Origin of the sequence: Microbacterium sp. zg-YB36, assembly GCF_024623575.2 — a bacterium.
GTDB lineage: Bacteria > Actinomycetota > Actinomycetes > Actinomycetales > Microbacteriaceae > Microbacterium.
Genome location: NZ_JANJFD020000001.1, coordinates 464,625 through 481,659, shown reverse-complemented (window position 1 = coordinate 481,659; position 17,035 = coordinate 464,625). Strand labels below are relative to the sequence as shown.

The following is a 17,035-nucleotide window of genomic DNA, read 5'->3' as shown; positions in this document are numbered from 1 at the left end:
CGGTCACCGACCCGAGACGAGCTGTTCCAGCGACTCACGCACCTGGCGGCGCAGCACCTTGCCGATCAGTGATTTCGGCAGCTCATCGACGATGAAGATGCGGCGAGGCACCTTGTAGGGCGTCAGGATCCCGCGGGCGAATTCCCGGACCGCTTCGACATCGACGGGGGCGTTGCCGTCCACGACGATGGCGGCGACCACTTCTTCACCGGACTTTCCGTCGGGCAGGCCGACGACGGCGGCATCCTTGACCAACGGGTGCTGGCGCAGCGCGATCTCGACCTCGGTCGGGGCGACGTTGAAGCCACCGGTGATGATGAGTTCCTTGATCCGGTCGACGATCCGGACGAACCCGGCCTCGTCGATCGTCACGATGTCGCCGGTGCGGAACCAGCCATCGACGAACACGCGCTCGGTCTCCTCCGGCCGGCCGTAGTAGCCGCTGAACACCTGCGGACCACGCACCAGCAGTTCGCCGCGTTCGCCTGGCACGACGTCGACGGTCGGCGCATCCGGATCGACGACGCGGCACTCGGTGCCGGGCAGCGGCAGCCCCACGGTGCCGGGCACGCGGTGAGTCGCCACGGGGTTGGCCATGAGCACCGGGGAGCATTCCGACAGCCCATAGCCCTCGACGAGGTAGCCGTCACTGGCCGCTTCGAAGGGGACGACCAGTTCGTGTGGGAGCGCCATGGCGCCGGAGATCGCGATCTCAGTGCCCGCCAGCGACACGCCCTGCGCGCGGGCGGCGGCCAGCAGGCGGTCGGCGATCGGCGGGACGAGTGGCAGGAAGGTGGCGGGGTGCTTCTTGACCACCGCGAGCACCAGGTCCGGGTCGAACTTGGGGAACAGCACCAGGCGCGCTCCCATCGACATCGCGAAGGTGAGGCACAGCGTCAGTCCGTACGCGTGGAACATCGGCAGCACGGCATACACGACGCATCCCTTGCCCCGCTTGATCGACGGCACCCACGCCTGTGCCTGCGCCGCGTTCGCGAGCAGGTTGCGGTGCGTCAGCGCTGCGCCCTTGGGGCTGCCGGTCGTGCCGCTGGTGTACTGGATGATCGCGAGGTCATCGGTGGCCGGTTTCGGGTGCGAGAGCGGAATCGGATCGTGCGACACGATCTGCTGCCACGTGGTCACATCGCTGACGTGCTCGGTCAGTGCCGCACGGGACTCCCGCGCCTTCGCGATCGGGAGCCGCAGGGCGAACTGCGTGGAAAGCGGCATCGCCGTCGTCACGTCGACCGCGATGAGGTCGGTGACCTGCAGATCGATGGGCAGATCCTTCATCGTCGCGATGACCTTGCTCCACACGATCGCGTGCTTGGCGCCGTGGTCCTCGAACTGCTTGCGCAGCTCCCGCGGCGTGTAGAGCGGGTTGTGCTCCACCACCACGGCGCCCAGGCGCAGCACGGCGTAGAACGCCACGATGTGCTGCGGGCAGTTGGGCAGCACGATGGCCACCGGGTCGCCGGCGCGCACGCCGCGGGCGTGCAGCGCCCCGGCAGCACGGTCGATCTGCTCATGCAGGCGGCGGTAGGTGGTCTCGCGGCCGAAGAACTGCAGCGCGGGGGCGTCGGGGTAGTCGCGGGCCGATGCGGCGACGATGTCGACGAGCGAGCCCGTCACCGGCGCCAGATCCGCGGGAACGCCCTCGGCATAGCTGCGGGTCCACGGGCGCGGCGGATCGTACGAGGTCACGCGCTCACTCTATTGCGCCCGGGACGTCAGCCGCGCGAACGGCGGCGGAGCGCCCAAGTAGACTTACCGGGTGTCAGAAATCACCCCCGATCTCGTGCGTCATCTCGGCGTTCTCGCCCGGATCCAGCTCAGCGATGAGGAGGTCGAGCAGCTCACCGGGCAGCTCGACGTCATCGTCGACAACATCGCGAAGGTGTCGCAGGTGGCTACCGCCGACATCCCCGCGACGAGCCACCCGGTTCCCCTGCAGAACGTTTTCCGCCCCGATGTCCCTGGGGACATGCTGACGGTCGCCGAGGTGCTGCAGAACGCCCCGGAGTCCGCCGACGACCGCTTCCGCGTGACCGCCATCCTGGGAGAAGAGCAGTGACCGATCTGACCCGGCTGACAGCCGCCGACCTCGCCGCCGCGCTGAGCGCGGGCGAGGTGTCCAGCGTCGAGGCCACGCAGGCCCACCTGGACCGCATCGCCGCCGTCGACGGCGACGTGCACGCCTTCCTGCACGTCAGCGACCACGCGCTGGACGTCGCCGCCGACATCGATCGCCGGCGCGCCGCCGGTGAACAGCTGGGCACCCTCGCCGGCGTGCCGCTGGCGATCAAGGACGTGCTCGTCACGACCGACATGCCCTCCACGAGCGGGTCGAAGATCCTCGAGGGCTTCATGTCCCCGTACGACGCGACCGTCGTGGCGCGCTCACGCGCCGCCGGCCTCGTGCCGCTGGGCAAGACCAACATGGACGAGTTCGCGATGGGCTCCTCCACCGAGCACTCCGCGTACGGCGCGACGCACAACCCGTGGGACCTCGACCGCATCCCCGGCGGGTCCGGTGGCGGCTCCGCCGCCGCCGTCGCCGCTTTCGAGGCGCCGATCGCGCTGGGTTCGGACACCGGCGGCTCGATCCGCCAGCCGGCGCACGTCACCGGCACGGTGGGCATGAAGCCGACGTACGGCGGGGTCAGCCGGTACGGCGCCATCGCCCTGGCATCCAGCCTCGACCAGGTCGGTCCCGTCTCGCGCACCGTGCTGGATTCGGCACTGCTGCACGACGTCATCGGCGGGCACGACCCGCACGATGCGACGTCACTTATCGACCGGTGGCCGTCGTTCGCCGAGGCCGCCCGTGAGGGCGCCCGTGGTGACGTGCTCAACGGTCTCAAGGTCGGCGTCATCCGGGAGCTCCCCGACAGCGGGTTCCAGTCCGGGGTCTCCGCGTCGTTCCATGAGGCGCTCGAGGCGATGCAGGCTCAGGGCGCGGAGATCGTCGAGATCAGCGCGCCGCACTTCGAGTACGGCGTCGCCGCGTACTACCTGATCCTGCCCGCCGAGGCATCCAGCAACCTGGCGAAGTTCGACTCCGTCCGCTTCGGTATGCGCGTGAATGTCCCCGGCGGCACCGTCGAGGACGTCATGGCCGCCACCCGCGACGCCGGCTTCGGTCCCGAGGTCAAGCGTCGCGTCATCCTCGGCACCTACGCGCTGTCGGCCGGTTACTACGACGCCTACTACGGCTCGGCCCAGAAGGTGCGCACGCTCATCCAGCAGGACTTCGACCAGGCGTTCGCGCAGGTCGACGTCATCGCGACGCCGTCCGCGCCGACGACCGCGTTCCGCCTCGGCGAGAAGATCGACGACCCGCTGCAGATGTACCTCAACGACGTCACGACGATCCCGGCGAACCTCGCCGGGGTACCCGGTATCTCGGTCCCCTCCGGGCTGGCCGCCGAGGACGGACTGCCCGTCGGCATCCAGTTCCTCGCGCCGGTGCGCGAGGACGCCCGCCTGTACCGCGTCGGCGCCGCCGTGGAGGCGATGCTCGTCGACCGCTGGGGCGGCCCGCTGCTCGACCGTGCTCCGATCCTGGGAGGGACCCGCTGATGGCGAAGGCAAAGCTGATGGACTTCGACAAGGCCCTCGAACTGTTCGAGCCGGTGCTCGGATTCGAAGTGCACGTCGAACTGAACACCGAGACGAAGATGTTCTCCTCGGCGGGCAACCCCGCCAACGAGAAGAACCACAGCGCCGCTCCCAACACGCTGGTGTCGCCCGTCGACATGGGCCTGCCGGGTTCGATGCCGACCGTCAATGAGCAGGCAGTGCGGTCCTCGATCAGCCTGGGCCTGGCCCTTGGTTGCTCCATCGCGCCGTCCAGCCGGTTCGCGCGCAAGAACTACTTCTACCCGGACCTGGGCAAGAACTACCAGATCTCGCAGTACGACGAGCCGATCGCGTACGAGGGGTCGGTGGAGATCGAGCTGTCCGACGGCGACATCGTCACGATCCCGATCGAGCGCGCGCACATGGAGGAGGATGCCGGCAAGCTCACCCACATGGGTGGCTCGACCGGCCGCATCCAGGGTGCCGAGTACTCCCTCGTGGACTACAACCGCGCCGGCGTGCCGCTCGTGGAGATCGTGACCAAGCCGATCATCGGCGCGGAGCACCGGGCGCCCGAGATCGCGAAGGCGTACATCGCCACCATCCGCGACATCGTGCGGGGCCTGGGCATCTCGGAGGCGCGGATGGAACGCGGCAACCTGCGCTGCGACGCGAACGTGTCGCTGCGCCCCCGGGTGGCCCCGGGCGAGCCGACGCCGCCGCTGGGTACACGCACCGAGACGAAGAACGTCAACTCGATGCGCTCGGTCGAGCGGGCCGTGCGGTACGAGATCCAGCGGCAGGCGGCGATCCTCGCCGACGGCGGCTCGATCAGGCAGGAGACCCGTCACTGGCACGAGGACACCGGCACGACCTCTCCCGGTCGCCCGAAGTCGGATGCCGACGACTACCGGTACTTCCCCGAGCCCGATCTGCTGCCGGTGGCGCCGTCCATCGAGCTGATCGAGGAGCTGCGCGCCGCCCTCCCGGAGCCGCCTGCTGCCCGCCACCGCCGGCTCAAGGCCGACTGGGGCTTCACCGACCAGGAATTCCAGCACCTCATCAACGGTGCGCTGCTGGTCGAGGTGGAGGCCACCGTCGCCGCCGGGGCCTCGCCCGCCGCGGCCCACAAGTGGTGGACCGGTGAGATCACCCGCACCGCGAACGCCGCGGGGCGCGAGCCCAGCGAGCTGGTGTCGCCGGAGGACGTGGCCGCGCTGCAGAAGCTCGTGGATGCGGGCACCCTCAACGACAAGCTCGCGCGCCAGGTGCTCGAGGGCGTCATCGCCGGTGAGGGATCGCCGCAGGAGGTCGTCGACGCCCGCGGGCTGGCCGTCGTCTCGGACGACGGGGCGCTGATCGCCGCGATCGACGAGGCGCTGGCATCCCAGCCGGACGTGATGGCGAAGATCCGCGAGGGCAAGGTGCAAGCCGCCGGCGCCGTGATCGGTGCCGTGATGAAGGCGATGAAGGGCCAGGCCGACGCCGCGCGTGTGCGCGAACTGATCCTCGCCCGCGCCGCCGAGTGAGTATTCGCGCCCTCGAGTGAGTATTCGCGCCGCCGAGTGAGTATTCGTGGCCTTGAGTGAGTATTCGCGCCGCCGAGCGAGCACTCGCAGGCGCACGTGAGTGCCAGCGCCGAATACTCACTCGGCGCGAGCAATACTCACTCGGCGCGAGCAATACTCACTCGGCGCGAGCAATACTCACTCGGCAGCGGGGATGATGGGGATATGGGACGTGGTGACGGTACGGGGCGTATCGTCTCGCCCGACGGCGCGGACGACACCGGGACGCGCATCCTGCACGTCGACATGGACGCCTTCTACGCTGCTGTCGAGGTGCTCGACGACCCGACCCTGAAGGGCAAGCCGATCATCATCGGCGCCCCGGAGGGACGCAGCGTCGTCTCCAGCGCGTCGTACGAGGCGCGCCGGTTCGGCGTTCGCTCGGCGATGCCGGTGAGCCAGGCGTTGCGGCTGTGCCCCCACGCGGTCGTCGTCATGCCGCACTTCGACCGCTACCTCGCGCTGTCGCGCCAGGTCATGGCGATCTTCCACGACGTCACCCCGCTGGTCGAACCGCTGTCGATCGACGAGGCCTTCCTCGACGTGCAGGGTGCGCGCCGGCTGTGGGGGAGCCCCGGCCACATCGCACGGATGCTCCGCACACGCGTGCTGGAGGAGACCGGCCTGGTCTGCAGCATCGGGGTCGCCGCCACCAAGCACGTCGCCAAGATGGCCTCGACGATCTCCAAACCCGACGGCCTGCTGATCGTGCCCGCCGCCGAGACCCAGGCCTTCCTGGCCGCCCGCCCCGTCGGCGCCCTCTGGGGCGTGGGCCCGAAGGCGGCGGCGTCGCTGCAAGGCCGCGGCATCCACACCGTCGCCGATGTGCTCGCCACGCCGCGTGGTGTGCTCGACCGCGCCCTGGGACCGGCCATGGGGGAGCGCGTCTGGCACCTCGCGCGCGGCATCGACGCGCGGGAGGTCGAGACCGAACGCATCGAGAAGAGCGTCGGCCACGAAGAGACTTTCCACGACGACATCGCCGACCCGGCCGTGCTGCGCACCGAACTGCGCCGCCTCGCCGATCGCGTCGGCGCGAGGCTCCGCGCCAACGGCTGGGAGGCGGCGACGATCGCCCTGAAGCTCCGATTCGCCGACTTCACCACCATCACCCGCTCGCAGACGCTGCCCGAGCCCACCGCGGTCAGTCAGCGGATCGGGGATGCCGCATGGGAGCTGTTCTCCCACGTGGACCTGCGCATGCCGGTGCGTCTCATCGGCGTCCGCGCCGAGAACCTCCGCCCCTCCGGTGGCGCACCGCTGGCGCTGTGGGACGACGACGGGGACTGGCGCCGGGTCGAAGAGGCGTTGGACGGCGCCCGGGAGAAGTTCGGCCGCGCGGCGGTGACCCGCGCGACGCTCCTCGGCACCGCGCGCGACCTGGGCGCGCTGCCGTCGAATCCGAAGCCGCCGCGCCCGCACGAGCGCTGACAGCGCAAACCGCTGGGCCAGACCCGGTCCGGCCGGTACGGTGGGGGCATGCCCAACATCGCATTGGATCTCGGTAAGCAGTCCGCTTCTTTCGGCGTCACCAGCGCCTATGGCGAGAAGCAGGAGCTCGACGGCATCACCCTCGTCCCGGTCGCGCTGACTTGGTCCGGCTTCGGCGGCGGGTCGGATGCCGACGGCAACGGTGGCGGCGGTGGCGGCGGTTACGCCGTGCCGCTGGGCGCATACGTCCGCAAGGGCGACGACCTGCGGTTCGAGCCGAACCTGGTGTCGTTCCTCGCGGTGGCGATTCCCTTCGTGTGGGTTGCCGGGCGCGCTCTCAGCCGTGTCATCCGCGCACTCAAGAAGTAACGCCGCACCGCTCTCAGCCGCCCTCGCCGCTGCCGTCGATGTCCTGGTCGGCGCGGTGCGGGCGGTGGATGCCGGCAACGCGGTGGTCCTGATCGACGGTCGCAGTGGCGCCGGTAAATCCACGCTCGCCCGGGATCTCGTGGCGCGGTGGCCGCAGCCTGCGGGGGTGCAGCTCGTCGCGCTGGACTCGCTCTACCCGGGTTGGGACGGGCTGGCAGCCGGTGCGACGTACGCGCGCGAGCAGATCCTCCAGCCGCACCGCCACGGCCTCCCCGGCGCCTGGCGCCGCTGGGACTGGGCGACCGGCATGCGCGCGGAGGAGCACGCCGTCGACCCGTCACTGCCGCTGGTCATCGAGGGCTGCGGCATCCTCACCCCGCAGACGGCCGCGCTGGCCGACATCCGGGTGTGGCTGGAATCACCGGAGCCGTCGCGCAAGGCGCGGGCGATGGGGCGTGACGGGGATACCTACCGCCCCCATTGGGAGCGTTGGGCCGAGCAGGAGGAGCGTCATCTCGCCCGCGACACCCCGCGCGCGCTCGCGACACACCTGTTCGACGTGCCCTGACCCGCTCAGTCGTCGAGTGCGGCGACCAGCCCGTCGAGTCGGTAGCCGAGCCAGTCGAAGATCGCGAAGCGTGGGTCACCGGCGGCGTGGTCGTCCTCGGTGTCGATGCCGAGCCGGGTCGCCAACACGAGGCGCAGTGCGTTGAGTGTGCGCAGCCAGGCGCGGCTGCGCTCCGGCGGAAGGCGCACGACGAAGGTGTGCATCAACGTGTCGTCGTCAAGGTTCGAGGCGTCCAGCGGCACACCGTCGGGGGAGAGGTCCTGCAGGACGGCACCGGCGTCGTCCAGGCGCCGGTCGAGAAGGTCGGCCGACGTGAGCGCGCGGAACTCTCGCGCCGCCTCCGCGTCCTCGCGGTAGGCATCGGGCACGAGGCGCGCGATGGCGGGGTCATCCGGCACGGTCGTGCCGTCGGCAGGTCGATCGGCGAGTAGATCCGCGAACTGCGTGACGAGGTCGGCAAGGTGCGCGCCCTCGATGAGGGTGAGCTCCAGTACGACCACGTGTTCGCCGGTCATTCCGGCGCCTGCCGCACGGTGGCCCACAGCCCGTAATCGTGCATCGCTTGGGCGTGCAGTTCCATCTGCTCCCTGGCGCCCTCGGCGACGACGGCGCGTCCCTCATGGTGCACCGCGAGCATCAGACGGGTCGCGACCTCGGGCGGGTGCCCGAAGTACTCCCGGAACACGTGCACGACGTAGGTCATCAGATTCACCGGATCGTTCCAGACAACGGTCTGCCAGGGCCGCTGGGCATCGGGACGCTCGTCGAGATAGGCCGTCTCGTCGACGTCGGGCAGTGCGATGCTCATCAGGCCCATCCCAGTTCATGCAGGCGCTCGTCGTCGATGCCGTAGAAGTGCGCGATCTCGTGCACGAGGGTGGTGTGCACTTCATCGCGCAGCGCTTCCACCGACTCGCACGCGTGCAGATGCGGCTCCCGATACACGATGATGCGGTCGGGCAGTTCGCCCATCCCGTATCGATCGCGTTCGGTCAGCGCCCAGCCGTCGTACAGCCCGAACAGATCCAGGCTGCCGTCTTCGGGACGGTCTTCCACAACGAACACGACATTGTCGAGTCCGCCGATCATGTCGTCCGGAAGGCGATCGAGTTCGTCGACCACGAGGGCCTCGAATGCTGTGGCATCCATATCGATCATTTTGCCTGCCGGCACTTCTTGGGGTGAGTAACGGGACTTGAACCCGCGGCCCCCTGGACCACAACCAGGTGCTCTACCAACTGAGCTATACCCACCATGTCTCCCGCTTCAGCGGGCAACCTCTAAATTCTCTCATAACTCCGGAGCGAAAGATGACACGGCTGCAGCAGCGGCTGCGCGCGCGTCGTCGCTGGTCGGACCGGGCTGCGGCACGAACACCGCTTCGCGGTAGTACGCCAGTTCGCGAATCGACTCGCGGATGTCAGCGAGAGCGCGGTGCCCGCCCTCCTTCGCCGGAGCGTGGATGTAGGCCCGCGGGTACCAGCGACGTGAGAGTTCCTTGATGCTGGACACATCGATGTTGCGGTAGTGCAACCAGCGGTCCACGCGCGGCATGTACTTCGCCAGGAACATCCGGTCGGTGCCGATCGTGTTGCCCGCGAGCGGAGCCTTGCCATCGAGGGGGACGAACCGCTGGATATACTCCAGCGCCTCGTGCTCGGCCTGCGCGAGGCTGACGCCACCGGGGAGTTCCGACAGCAGACCGGACGACTCGTGCATCTTGGTCACGAAGTCGTTCATGTTCGCCAGCGCAGACGCGTCGGGCTTGATCACGATCTGGAACCCGGGATCCACGGCGCGAAGCTCGAAATCCGTGATCACGATGGCGATCTCGACCAACTCGTCAACGGCGAGGTCCAGTCCCGTCATCTCGCAGTCGATCCATACGAGTCTGTCGTTCTCAGAAGCCCCAACCATGCGTCCATCCTATCGATGGGGTCGGACGCCCCCGGCCGAGTCCCCCCGAGGCGATTCGAACGCCTGACCAAGAGATTAGAAGTCTCCTGCTCTATCCACTGAGCTACGGGGGGTCGCCATTCAGGTTACCGGTGCCTCCGCGTCGCCACCGGAAGGACACTGGCCAACGCCGTGAGCCCCAGGTAGCGTCGCACCTGTCGGAAGGAGTTCGATGATGAGTGCGACCGAAAACCGCACCCCCCTGTGGGTGGCATACGGCCCCGGCGGTGTTGCCGGCACGATTCGCAAGCTGGACGCCGGCTACCAGGTCACCATGGCCGGCGCCGACGACGTGCTCGGCACGTATCCCTCGATGGAAGTGGCCAAAAATGCGCTGCATTCTCAGATGACCCCGGGGTCGGACTGGCCGCAATTCCGGGAACACTGACGCGTCAGACGGCAGGTTGTGCCGCGGCATCCGTCGCCGGCGCGACCGGTCGGCGCGTGTCGAGAAGCGGCAGCGCGACGTGCGCGAACGGGCCGATCAGCACCGCGAACAGTACGGTCCCGAGGCCCACGGTGCCGCCCAACAGCCAGCCCGCCAGCAGCACGGACGCCTCGACAACCAAGCGACTCAGCCAGATCGGCCACCCGAACCGCGCGTTCAATCCCGTCATGAGGCCATCGCGCGGACCGGGTCCGAAGCGGGCACCGATGTAGAGACCGGATGCCACGGCGACCGACAGGAGCCCGGCAACGAATACCGCGCCCTGCATGAGCCAGCCGGTCACTGCTGGCAGCACATTGAGCGTCAACTGCATGCTCGTGCCGACGAGCGCGATGTTGGCCACAGTGCCGACACCGGGACGCTGGCGCAACGGAATCCACAACAGGAGGACCGCGAAGCCGAGGAGGTTGGTGATCCAGCCGATGCCGATCCCTGTCTGCACCGCGATCCCCTGAGCGAACACCGTCCAGGGATCCAGTCCAATGCCCGCCTCCACCATCAGCGCACAGCCTGCCCCATACAGGATGAGGCCGATCAGCAGCTGCGTCACGCGTCTGGTCATAGGACAAGTCAACCGCGGGATTGGACTGTGCACACCAGTCCAATTGCAATAATGTGGCGCCATGCTCTCCCGGATCTCCGCGCGGGCGCTCACGGCCGCGCTCGGCGGCTGGCGCACCCGTGAGCCCGCCTACGAAGCACTCGCAGACGGCATCCGGCTGCTGTGCCTGGACAACCGCATCGCACCGCGCACCGCGCTGCCCGCAGAGCGGGAACTCGCCGCCGCACTCGGACTCAGCCGCAGCACGGTGGCCGCTGCCTACGGCAGCCTTCGCGCTTCCGGCCATATCGAGAGCGTGCGCGGCTCGGGGAGCATCACGATGCCGCTGGGCCGGCGCGACGTGGGACGGGTGACGCCCGACACCGACTCCATCGATCTGCAGCAGGCCAGTCCGGCAGCGTGGCCCGGGCTTGCCGGTGTGATAGCTGCCGTCGCCTCCGACGCCCCGAGCATCGTCGCGCGCTCGGGCTACGACGTGCTCGGCACACCTGCACTGCGCGCGCTGATCGCCGACGACTACAGCGCACGAGGCATCGCCACCGATCCGTCGCAGATCATGGTGACCACGGGCGCGCAGAGCGCGATCCACCTCATCGCCGGTGTGCTGGTGGGCAGGGGTGACCCGGTGGTGCTCGAGACGCCGACGTACCCGCATGCCGCCGACGCCTTCGCTGCCGCCGGCGCGCGGCTGATCGGTGTGCCGGTGACGACCCAGGACGGTTGGGACCTCGACCGCGCCACACAGGTGTTCTCCCGGAGCCTTCCGGTGCTGGCGTACCTCATGCCCCGCTTCCAGAATCCCACCGGTCGCACAATGCGCCCGGAGGAGCAGCAGACCATTCTCACCGCCGCCGAGCGCGCCGGAACCTTCCTGGTGCTGGACGAGACGACCGCCGACCTCGGCATCGACCAGACGTCGGCGGAGGCGTCATTCGCGATCGCTCCTGCTTCCTCCCGCACCGTGCTGCGTGTCGGTTCCCTGGGCAAGACCGTCTGGGGCGGACTGCGGATCGGGTGGATCCGCGCCGATCCGGACGTGATCCGGCGCCTCGTGGCGGCCCGACCGGCACGAGAACTCGGCACGCCGGAACTCGAGCAGGCGATCGCGGCGGCGCTCTTCGCGCACATGCCGGCCATTCGCGAACAACGCTCGGCCGTGCTTCGCGAAGGCCGCGACGCGCTCACGGCTGCGCTATCCGCACACATCCCGGAGTGGCAGGTCCCGTCGACCGCCGGTGGTGTCGCACTGTGGGTGGGCCTGGGCGCACCGCTCAGCTCGTCGCTGGTCTTGCGGGCACGCAACGAGGGTGTGCTGCTCTCGGCGGGTCCCCGGTTCTCCATCGACGGGGGACACGAGCGCCATCTGCGGCTGCCCTTCACCGCGCCGGCGGACCAGCTCGTCCGCGCAGTCGAGGTTCTCTCTCGCGCGTGGGATCGGGTGAGGGGCGAGACCCCCGCCCAGTTCGGCGAACCGCTCGAAGCCGTGGTGTGAGGTTCATCCGCCGCGACGCAGGCATTCCACGGCATCGTCGGCGGACCAGAAGTCCCCGATGGGCAGAAGTCGAGCGTGCCCGCGGTGATAGCGCAGTGCGCGGTAGCGCACGTCGGCCCCCTCGGCCGCGCGTTGGAGGTGGCCCAGGATGCGTCCGGCGTCGTCGACGACGCGCCACAGTTCGGGTCCTACCGGAATCAGACGGAGAGCGCCGAAGCGGCTGCGCAGCGCCGGACTGCTGGTGGTGATCATGTCATTCTCCTTTCGCATGTCGAACATATGTGCGACCTCCGACACTGCGTGCCATCACCGACGCGAAGGCGCGGGAGGTGACGGCACGCTTCCTCCCCAGCCGGCGAAGTGGGCGATCCCTCCCCGTTTCGCCCCCATCCGCCCCACACCGGTTTTCACACCGCGACAGGGTGGGAGTGCTCCGGCACCCGACGGGCACGCGGGTGCCGGAGTGGCGGGTACTCCGCCCGCCCGACACCGAGAGGACAGCACCACCATGAGCGAATCCATCACCGTCACCGGCAACCTCGCCGCCGACCCGGAACGCCGCGCCACCGCCGGTGGCGACACCATCGTCGCGTTCCGTGTGGGCAGCACCCAGCGCCGCTATGACAAGGAGTCCAACACCTGGGTCGACGCCTATACGAACTGGTACCACGTCTCTGCCTTCCGCGGACTCGCCGAACACGCACTGCGGTCACTGCGCAAAGGCGACCGGGTCATCGTCACCGGCACGCTGCGATTGCGCACGTGGGAGAACGAAAGCCGCAGCGGCGTCACCGCCGACATCGACGCCTACGCGGTCGGCCCCGACCTGCGTTGGGGCACGACCGTCTTCACACGCGCCGCGCGGCCCGGCGAGTCCGGCGGCCCGGGCGAGTCGGGGGAGGCGGGGGACCCGGGGGAGCAGCGGCCCGCCTCCGACGCGCCACCGGCACCGGTGGATGCCAACGGCTGGTCTCTGCCCACAGGAACTGACACCACCTCGGTCGGCCTCGGCCAGGGGCCTGTACCGGCGGGCGCACCCGCGACCCAGGGCCACACGCCTGGCGACGACGCGCAGTCGCTGGAGGAACGGCAGTTGGCGTGGGCCGGCGCCGGTGGTGACGAGCCGCCCTTCTGAACGTCTGGTCACCGGAACGGACGTGTGGGATACCCCCCTAGACTTCCGGAGTGCTCCGACTCACCGCCACCGCCCCCGCCCCTCGTCGCGGTGCGACCGCGGTGGTGATCGCGCTCGCGCTGGTTCTGCTGGCCGGATGCACCGCCGAACCGCAGCCCGCACCGTCCACGCCTGCCACCACCGCGCCTGAACCCACGCCCGCACCGACACCGACGGCGACCGAGCCCGCCGCGCCGCAGTTGATGCCCGCGGGCACGGCCGAGGACAACCTGCCGCTGTTCGCTGCGGTCGCCGAGTCGGTCTGGGCGTCCCCGCAGAAGGCCGAGGGCCGTGCGTACATCGACGCCCTCGTCGCGGCAGGGTTCGACAAGGGCGCGATGCAGGTGACCGACGACGTGACGACCATCGGCAACGCCGTCGAGACGCTGCAGTTCTCGGTGCAGTGGGGTCAGGAGTGCCTCGTCGGCCAGGTCGGACCGGTCACCGGCACGGTGGTCACCGTGGTCACGGCCGCTCTCGCCGGCGGCGGGTGCCTGCTCGGCGCCACCCGCCCCATCGACTGGTGACGTGCGCAGGAGTCTGCGGCCGGCCGATCGCCCCGTAGACTTGAACGGATATGGCTGAGTACATCTACCAGATGGTCCGTGCCCGCAAAGCGGTCGGCGACAAACTGATCCTCGACGACGTCACGATGTCGTTCCTCCCCGGTGCCAAGATCGGCATGGTCGGCCCCAACGGTGCCGGCAAGTCGACGATCCTCAAGATCATGGCCGGGATGGACACGCCCTCCAACGGGGAGGCGAAGCTGACGCCCGGCTTCACCGTCGGCATCCTGATGCAGGAGCCGGTGCTCGACGAGAGCAAGACCGTGCTGGAGAACATCCAGGACGGCATCGCGATCAAGGCGAAGGTCGACCGGTTCAACGAGATCTCCGCTCTCATGTCCGACCCGGATGCCGATTTCGACGCGCTCCTGGCCGAGATGGGCACCCTGCAGGAAGAGATCGACGCCGCCGACGCCTGGGACCTCGACTCCCAGCTGGAGCAGGCGATGGACGCCCTGCGCACGCCCCCGGGCGACGCCTCGGTGTCGAACCTCTCCGGTGGCGAGAAGCGCCGCGTCGCGCTGACCAAGCTGCTGCTGCAGAAGCCTGACCTGCTGCTGCTGGATGAGCCGACCAACCACTTGGACGCCGAGAGCGTGCTGTGGCTCGAGCAGCACCTGCAGAAGTACGCAGGCGCCGTCATCGCCGTCACCCACGACCGGTACTTCCTCGACAACGTCGCGGAGTGGATCGCTGAGGTCGACCGCGGTCGCCTGATCGGCTACGAGGGCAATTACTCGACGTACCTGGAGAAGAAGGGCGAGCGCCTCGCCGTCCAGGGCAAGAAGGACGCCAAGCTCGCCAAGCGACTGGCCGACGAACTCGAGTGGGTCCGCTCGAACGCGAAGGGCCGTCAGGCCAAGTCCAAGTCGCGTCTGGCCCGCTACGAGGAGATGGCGGCGGAAGCCGATCGCACGCGCAAGCTCGACTTCGAAGAGATCCAGATCCCGCCGGGCCCGCGCCTGGGTGGCATCGTGATCGAGGCGAAGAAGCTCGAGAAGGGCTTCGACGGGCGCGTGCTCATCGACGGCCTGAGCTTCAGCCTGCCGCCGAACGGCATCGTCGGCGTCATCGGCCCCAACGGCGTCGGCAAGACCACGCTGTTCAAGACCATCGTGGGCCTCGAGCCGCTCGACAGCGGTCAGCTCAAGATCGGCGAGACGGTCAAGATCAGCTACGTCGACCAGACCCGCTCCAACATCGACCCGAACAAGTCGCTGTGGGAGGTCGTCTCGGACGGCCTGGACATCATCACGGTAGGCAAGATCGAGATCCCGTCCCGCGCCTACGTGTCGAAGTTCGGCTTCAAGGGCCCGGACCAGCAGAAGAAGGCCGGCGTGCTCTCCGGTGGTGAGCGCAACCGGCTGAACCTCGCCCTCACTCTCAAGGAGGGCGGCAACCTGCTGCTGCTGGATGAGCCGACGAACGACCTGGACGTCGAGACGCTGCAGTCGCTCGAGAACGCGCTGCTGGAGTTCCCCGGCTGCGCCGTGGTCATCACACACGACCGGTGGTTCCTGGACCGCATCGCGACGCACATCCTCTCGTACGAGGGCACCGAGGAGAACCCCGGCCAGTGGTACTGGTTCGAGGGCAACTTCGAAGCCTACGAGACGAACAAGGTCGAGCGGCTCGGCCCGGATGCGGCGAACCCGCACCGGTCCACCTACCGCAAGCTCACGCGTGACTGACACCGCGATGCGGGTGCACGTCCCGATCCACCTGCGCTGGGGGGATCTGGACGCGCTCAACCACGTCAACAACACCTCCCTGCTGAAGCTGCTCGAAGAAGCGCGTCTGCGCGCCTTCTGGCAGCCGGATGCCGGAATGGAAGGCCCGCCCACCGCGGTGCTGGAGGCGGGGTTGAACGTCCATGGCGAGACGATGACCCTCATCGCGCGCCAGGAGATCGAGTATCTGGCGCCGGTGCCCTATCAGCAGCGTCCGCTGGACGTGCAGCTGTGGATCGGGCGCCTCGGCGGCTCGAGCATCGACGTCTGCTACGACGTGTTCAGCCCGCAGGGCGAGACGCCGCAGACGCTGTACGCCCGCTCCACCGCGGTGGTCGTCATGGTCAGCACCGCCACCGGTCGCCCGGTGCGGCTCACCCCGCGCATGCGCGAGGCATGGGAGCCGTACGTCGGCGACCCGATCGTCTACGCGCACCGCCGCTGACGGCGGCACACGCACGATCGCCTTGCGGCTCGCTGTCGTGGTGAGCCAGGCGCCAGGGTTGGGCGGTATGCCGTCCACCGGCCAGCGCTCCGTGGCGATCGCGAAGGCTTCCGCGGCCGCGTCCTCGGCAGTGTCGAGATTCCCGAACCGCCTGGCGGTTGTCGCCACGACCCGTGCCCACTCGTCTCGGTGGGCGCGGGTCAAGGCGTCCTGCGCGTCGATCAGGGATCCGACAGGAGGGGCCGCACTTCGAGCCGACGGTTGCAGGCTTTCGAGCCCTCGCACATCAGCTTGAGGGCGACGTCCAGGTCAGCCGCGTCGATGATCCAGAATCCGGCGGCCCACTCCGTGGCTTCGACGAACGGTCCGCATGGCTTGGTCCTCTCAGGCGTAGTTGGGGCGGCCGGTGAGCCGGTAGGTGTGAGCGAGGACACCGGTCGGGAACGCCCGCGTCTCGACCAGTTCGAGACCGAAGTCTTTGCCTTGCTGCGGGAACAGCCGAAGGCCGTCTCCCACGATGACCGGGCACACGATGAGGTTGATCTCGTCGACGAGTTCGTTCTCGAGCAGCCAGCGCGCCAGCACGCCGCTGCCCACGACCACCAGCTCGCCTCCCGGCTGTGCCTTCAGTTCCCTGATGCCCGCGGCGATATCCCCCGAGATAACCGTCGTGTTCTTCCACGCCGGGTCGGTCAGGGTGTTGGACACGACGTACTTCGGCCGAGGATTCATCGCGCCCGAAAACGGGTTCGAGTCGTCCGCCTGACCACCCCAGTAGCTCGCGAACAGTCCGTACGTCTTGCGGCCGAGCAGGAACGCGTCCGCGCGCTGCCACGTCGAAGCGATGTACGCGGCCGACTCCTTGTCGCCGGTCGGGATGGCCCAGCCGCCGCGCGCAAAACCGGGGTCGAGCTCGTCATTGTTGCCGCCATTTGCCTGCATGACGCCGTCGACGCTGACCTGGATCGAGATCGTGAGATTCATGGTATTGCTCCCTCGCTCCGAGCCACCTCTGGGGGCGGCTTCACTACTTCAACGAACGCGATCACCCGATTCGACAATGTTCCTCAAGACCGTCACAGTGTTTACACCTGCAGCGTTAGCCAGGGGAGTCGAGAACCCGATGCAAGAGCTCAGCATCGGA

The 17,035-nt window shown here is 68.8% G+C and carries 20 protein-coding genes, 2 tRNA genes and 1 pseudogene; 12 read left to right on the top strand and 11 right to left on the bottom strand.

From position 1 onward, the window contains the following. Positions 1-3: 3 nt before the first annotated feature. Positions 4-1,704 (bottom strand): long-chain-fatty-acid--CoA ligase, encoded by a 1,701-nt coding sequence (locus NQ151_RS02360; RefSeq protein ID WP_257526897.1) that lies wholly within the window; start codon positions 1,702-1,704, stop codon positions 4-6. 70 nt (positions 1,705-1,774) lie between these two features. Here NQ151_RS02360 and gatC point away from each other — a divergent pair, with 70 nt between their 5' ends. From gatC to NQ151_RS02330, 6 genes are all read left to right on the top strand, one after another. After that, positions 1,775-2,074, top strand: a complete 300-nt coding sequence (gene gatC, locus NQ151_RS02355) for an Asp-tRNA(Asn)/Glu-tRNA(Gln) amidotransferase subunit GatC (protein WP_257509620.1) — start codon at positions 1,775-1,777, stop codon at positions 2,072-2,074. After that, on the top strand, positions 2,071-3,582 hold the full coding sequence (gene gatA, locus NQ151_RS02350) for an Asp-tRNA(Asn)/Glu-tRNA(Gln) amidotransferase subunit GatA (protein WP_257526896.1): 1,512 nt from the start codon (positions 2,071-2,073) through the stop codon (positions 3,580-3,582). The genes gatC and gatA overlap by 4 nt, the downstream gene beginning before the upstream one ends. Further along, positions 3,582-5,111 carry an Asp-tRNA(Asn)/Glu-tRNA(Gln) amidotransferase subunit GatB gene (gene gatB, locus NQ151_RS02345; protein ID WP_257526895.1) on the top strand — a complete coding sequence of 510 codons (1,530 nt, stop codon included), beginning with the start codon at positions 3,582-3,584 and terminating at the stop codon, positions 5,109-5,111. Before gatA ends, gatB begins: the two co-directional genes overlap by 1 nt. 204 nt (positions 5,112-5,315) lie before the next feature. After that, positions 5,316-6,581 carry a DNA polymerase IV gene (locus tag NQ151_RS02340; protein ID WP_257526894.1) on the top strand — a complete coding sequence of 422 codons (1,266 nt, stop codon included), beginning with the start codon at positions 5,316-5,318 and terminating at the stop codon, positions 6,579-6,581. Positions 6,582-6,629: 48 nt separating this feature from the next. Beyond that, positions 6,630-6,950 (top strand): hypothetical protein, encoded by a 321-nt coding sequence (locus tag NQ151_RS02335; protein WP_257509624.1) that lies wholly within the window; start codon positions 6,630-6,632, stop codon positions 6,948-6,950. Then, positions 6,925-7,518: a nucleoside/nucleotide kinase family protein gene (locus NQ151_RS02330; protein WP_257526893.1), complete on the top strand. Its 594-nt coding sequence runs from the start codon at positions 6,925-6,927 to the stop codon at positions 7,516-7,518. Before NQ151_RS02335 ends, NQ151_RS02330 begins: the two co-directional genes overlap by 26 nt. A gap of 5 nt (positions 7,519-7,523) precedes the next feature. Here the strand turns inward: NQ151_RS02330 and NQ151_RS02325 are convergent, their stop codons facing one another. The 6 genes from NQ151_RS02325 to NQ151_RS02300 form a co-directional block, all read right to left on the bottom strand. Continuing rightward, entirely contained in the window at positions 7,524-8,033 is a 510-nt protein-coding gene (locus NQ151_RS02325; RefSeq protein WP_257526892.1) for a DUF2017 family protein, read from the bottom strand. Continuing rightward, positions 8,030-8,335, bottom strand: a complete 306-nt coding sequence (gene clpS / locus NQ151_RS02320; RefSeq protein WP_257526891.1) for an ATP-dependent Clp protease adapter ClpS — start codon at positions 8,333-8,335, stop codon at positions 8,030-8,032. Before clpS ends, NQ151_RS02325 begins: the two co-directional genes overlap by 4 nt. Continuing rightward, the gene (locus tag NQ151_RS02315; RefSeq protein ID WP_257509628.1) at positions 8,326-8,667 is read right to left on the bottom strand and encodes a metallopeptidase family protein; all 342 of its coding nucleotides are present in this window, start codon (positions 8,665-8,667) and stop codon (positions 8,326-8,328) included. Before NQ151_RS02315 ends, clpS begins: the two co-directional genes overlap by 10 nt. Positions 8,668-8,695: 28 nt before the next feature. Next, positions 8,696-8,771 (bottom strand) — tRNA-His (locus tag NQ151_RS02310). Positions 8,772-8,808: 37 nt separating this feature from the next. Further along, positions 8,809-9,435: an oligoribonuclease gene (gene orn, locus NQ151_RS02305; protein WP_257509629.1), complete on the bottom strand. Its 627-nt coding sequence runs from the start codon at positions 9,433-9,435 to the stop codon at positions 8,809-8,811. Between the two features lie 40 nt (positions 9,436-9,475). After that, a tRNA-Arg gene (locus NQ151_RS02300) sits at positions 9,476-9,548 on the bottom strand. Positions 9,549-9,649: 101 nt separating this feature from the next. On the opposite strand from NQ151_RS02300, the gene NQ151_RS02295 reads away from it, so the two are divergent. Then, complete coding sequence (locus NQ151_RS02295) at positions 9,650-9,862, top strand: methyltransferase (RefSeq protein WP_257526890.1); 213 nt, start codon at positions 9,650-9,652, stop codon at positions 9,860-9,862. A gap of 4 nt (positions 9,863-9,866) precedes the next feature. Here NQ151_RS02295 and yczE read toward each other — a convergent pair whose 3' ends face one another. After that, complete coding sequence (gene yczE / locus NQ151_RS02290; protein ID WP_257526889.1) at positions 9,867-10,484, bottom strand: membrane protein YczE; 618 nt, start codon at positions 10,482-10,484, stop codon at positions 9,867-9,869. Between the two features lie 61 nt (positions 10,485-10,545). Here yczE and yczR point away from each other — a divergent pair, with 61 nt between their 5' ends. Next, on the top strand, positions 10,546-11,976 hold the full coding sequence (gene yczR / locus NQ151_RS02285) for a MocR-like transcription factor YczR (protein WP_257526888.1): 1,431 nt from the start codon (positions 10,546-10,548) through the stop codon (positions 11,974-11,976). 3 nt (positions 11,977-11,979) lie between these two features. On the opposite strand, the gene NQ151_RS02280 is transcribed toward yczR, so the two are convergent. Further along, a complete protein-coding gene (locus NQ151_RS02280; RefSeq protein ID WP_257526887.1) occupies positions 11,980-12,228 on the bottom strand; it encodes a hypothetical protein in 249 nt (82 codons plus the stop codon). Positions 12,229-12,484: 256 nt separating this feature from the next. Here NQ151_RS02280 and ssb point away from each other — a divergent pair, with 256 nt between their 5' ends. The 4 genes from ssb to NQ151_RS02260 are packed head-to-tail and all read left to right on the top strand — an operon-like array spanning position 12,485 to position 15,891. After that, positions 12,485-13,111, top strand: coding sequence for a single-stranded DNA-binding protein (gene ssb / locus NQ151_RS02275; protein ID WP_257526886.1), 627 nt, complete (start codon positions 12,485-12,487; stop codon positions 13,109-13,111). 50 nt (positions 13,112-13,161) lie between these two features. After that, a complete protein-coding gene (locus NQ151_RS02270; RefSeq protein ID WP_257526885.1) occupies positions 13,162-13,677 on the top strand; it encodes a DUF6993 domain-containing protein in 516 nt (171 codons plus the stop codon). A gap of 50 nt (positions 13,678-13,727) precedes the next feature. After that, entirely contained in the window at positions 13,728-15,407 is a 1,680-nt protein-coding gene (gene ettA, locus NQ151_RS02265) for an energy-dependent translational throttle protein EttA (RefSeq protein ID WP_257509636.1), read from the top strand. A 7-nt stretch (positions 15,408-15,414) separates the two neighbouring features. Beyond that, positions 15,415-15,891, top strand: a complete 477-nt coding sequence (locus tag NQ151_RS02260) for an acyl-CoA thioesterase (protein WP_257527809.1) — start codon at positions 15,415-15,417, stop codon at positions 15,889-15,891. A 6-nt stretch (positions 15,892-15,897) separates the two neighbouring features. Here the strand turns inward: NQ151_RS02260 and NQ151_RS16810 are convergent. Together NQ151_RS16810 and NQ151_RS02255 are read right to left on the bottom strand one after the other, a co-directional pair. Beyond that, positions 15,898-16,116: pseudogene (locus tag NQ151_RS16810) on the bottom strand (sigma factor); the annotation flags it as partial. Positions 16,117-16,275: 159 nt separating this feature from the next. Beyond that, complete coding sequence (locus tag NQ151_RS02255; protein ID WP_121659323.1) at positions 16,276-16,875, bottom strand: dihydrofolate reductase family protein; 600 nt, start codon at positions 16,873-16,875, stop codon at positions 16,276-16,278. Positions 16,876-17,035 lie beyond the last annotated feature (160 nt).

What these genes read in the sequence shown, in the direction of transcription:
- gatB (WP_257526895.1), top strand. Translation starts at nt 3,582, where the DNA reads ATGGCGAAGGCAAAGCTGATGGACTTCGACAAGGCCCTCGAACTGTTC.
- yczR (WP_257526888.1), top strand. Translation starts at nt 10,546, where the DNA reads ATGCTCTCCCGGATCTCCGCGCGGGCGCTCACGGCCGCGCTCGGCGGC.
- NQ151_RS02315 (WP_257509628.1), bottom strand. Translation starts at nt 8,667, where the DNA reads ATGGATGCCACAGCATTCGAGGCCCTCGTGGTCGACGAACTCGATCGC.
- NQ151_RS02255 (WP_121659323.1), bottom strand. Translation starts at nt 16,875, where the DNA reads ATGAATCTCACGATCTCGATCCAGGTCAGCGTCGACGGCGTCATGCAG.
- NQ151_RS02325 (WP_257526892.1), bottom strand. Translation starts at nt 8,033, where the DNA reads ATGACCGGCGAACACGTGGTCGTACTGGAGCTCACCCTCATCGAGGGC.
- yczE (WP_257526889.1), bottom strand. Translation starts at nt 10,484, where the DNA reads ATGACCAGACGCGTGACGCAGCTGCTGATCGGCCTCATCCTGTATGGG.
- clpS (WP_257526891.1), bottom strand. Translation starts at nt 8,335, where the DNA reads ATGGGCCTGATGAGCATCGCACTGCCCGACGTCGACGAGACGGCCTAT.
- NQ151_RS02280 (WP_257526887.1), bottom strand. Translation starts at nt 12,228, where the DNA reads ATGATCACCACCAGCAGTCCGGCGCTGCGCAGCCGCTTCGGCGCTCTC.
- ssb (WP_257526886.1), top strand. Translation starts at nt 12,485, where the DNA reads ATGAGCGAATCCATCACCGTCACCGGCAACCTCGCCGCCGACCCGGAA.
- NQ151_RS02340 (WP_257526894.1), top strand. Translation starts at nt 5,316, where the DNA reads ATGGGACGTGGTGACGGTACGGGGCGTATCGTCTCGCCCGACGGCGCG.
- ettA (WP_257509636.1), top strand. Translation starts at nt 13,728, where the DNA reads ATGGCTGAGTACATCTACCAGATGGTCCGTGCCCGCAAAGCGGTCGGC.
- orn (WP_257509629.1), bottom strand. Translation starts at nt 9,435, where the DNA reads ATGGTTGGGGCTTCTGAGAACGACAGACTCGTATGGATCGACTGCGAG.
- NQ151_RS02260 (WP_257527809.1), top strand. Translation starts at nt 15,415, where the DNA reads ATGCGGGTGCACGTCCCGATCCACCTGCGCTGGGGGGATCTGGACGCG.
- NQ151_RS02295 (WP_257526890.1), top strand. Translation starts at nt 9,650, where the DNA reads ATGAGTGCGACCGAAAACCGCACCCCCCTGTGGGTGGCATACGGCCCC.
- NQ151_RS02335 (WP_257509624.1), top strand. Translation starts at nt 6,630, where the DNA reads ATGCCCAACATCGCATTGGATCTCGGTAAGCAGTCCGCTTCTTTCGGC.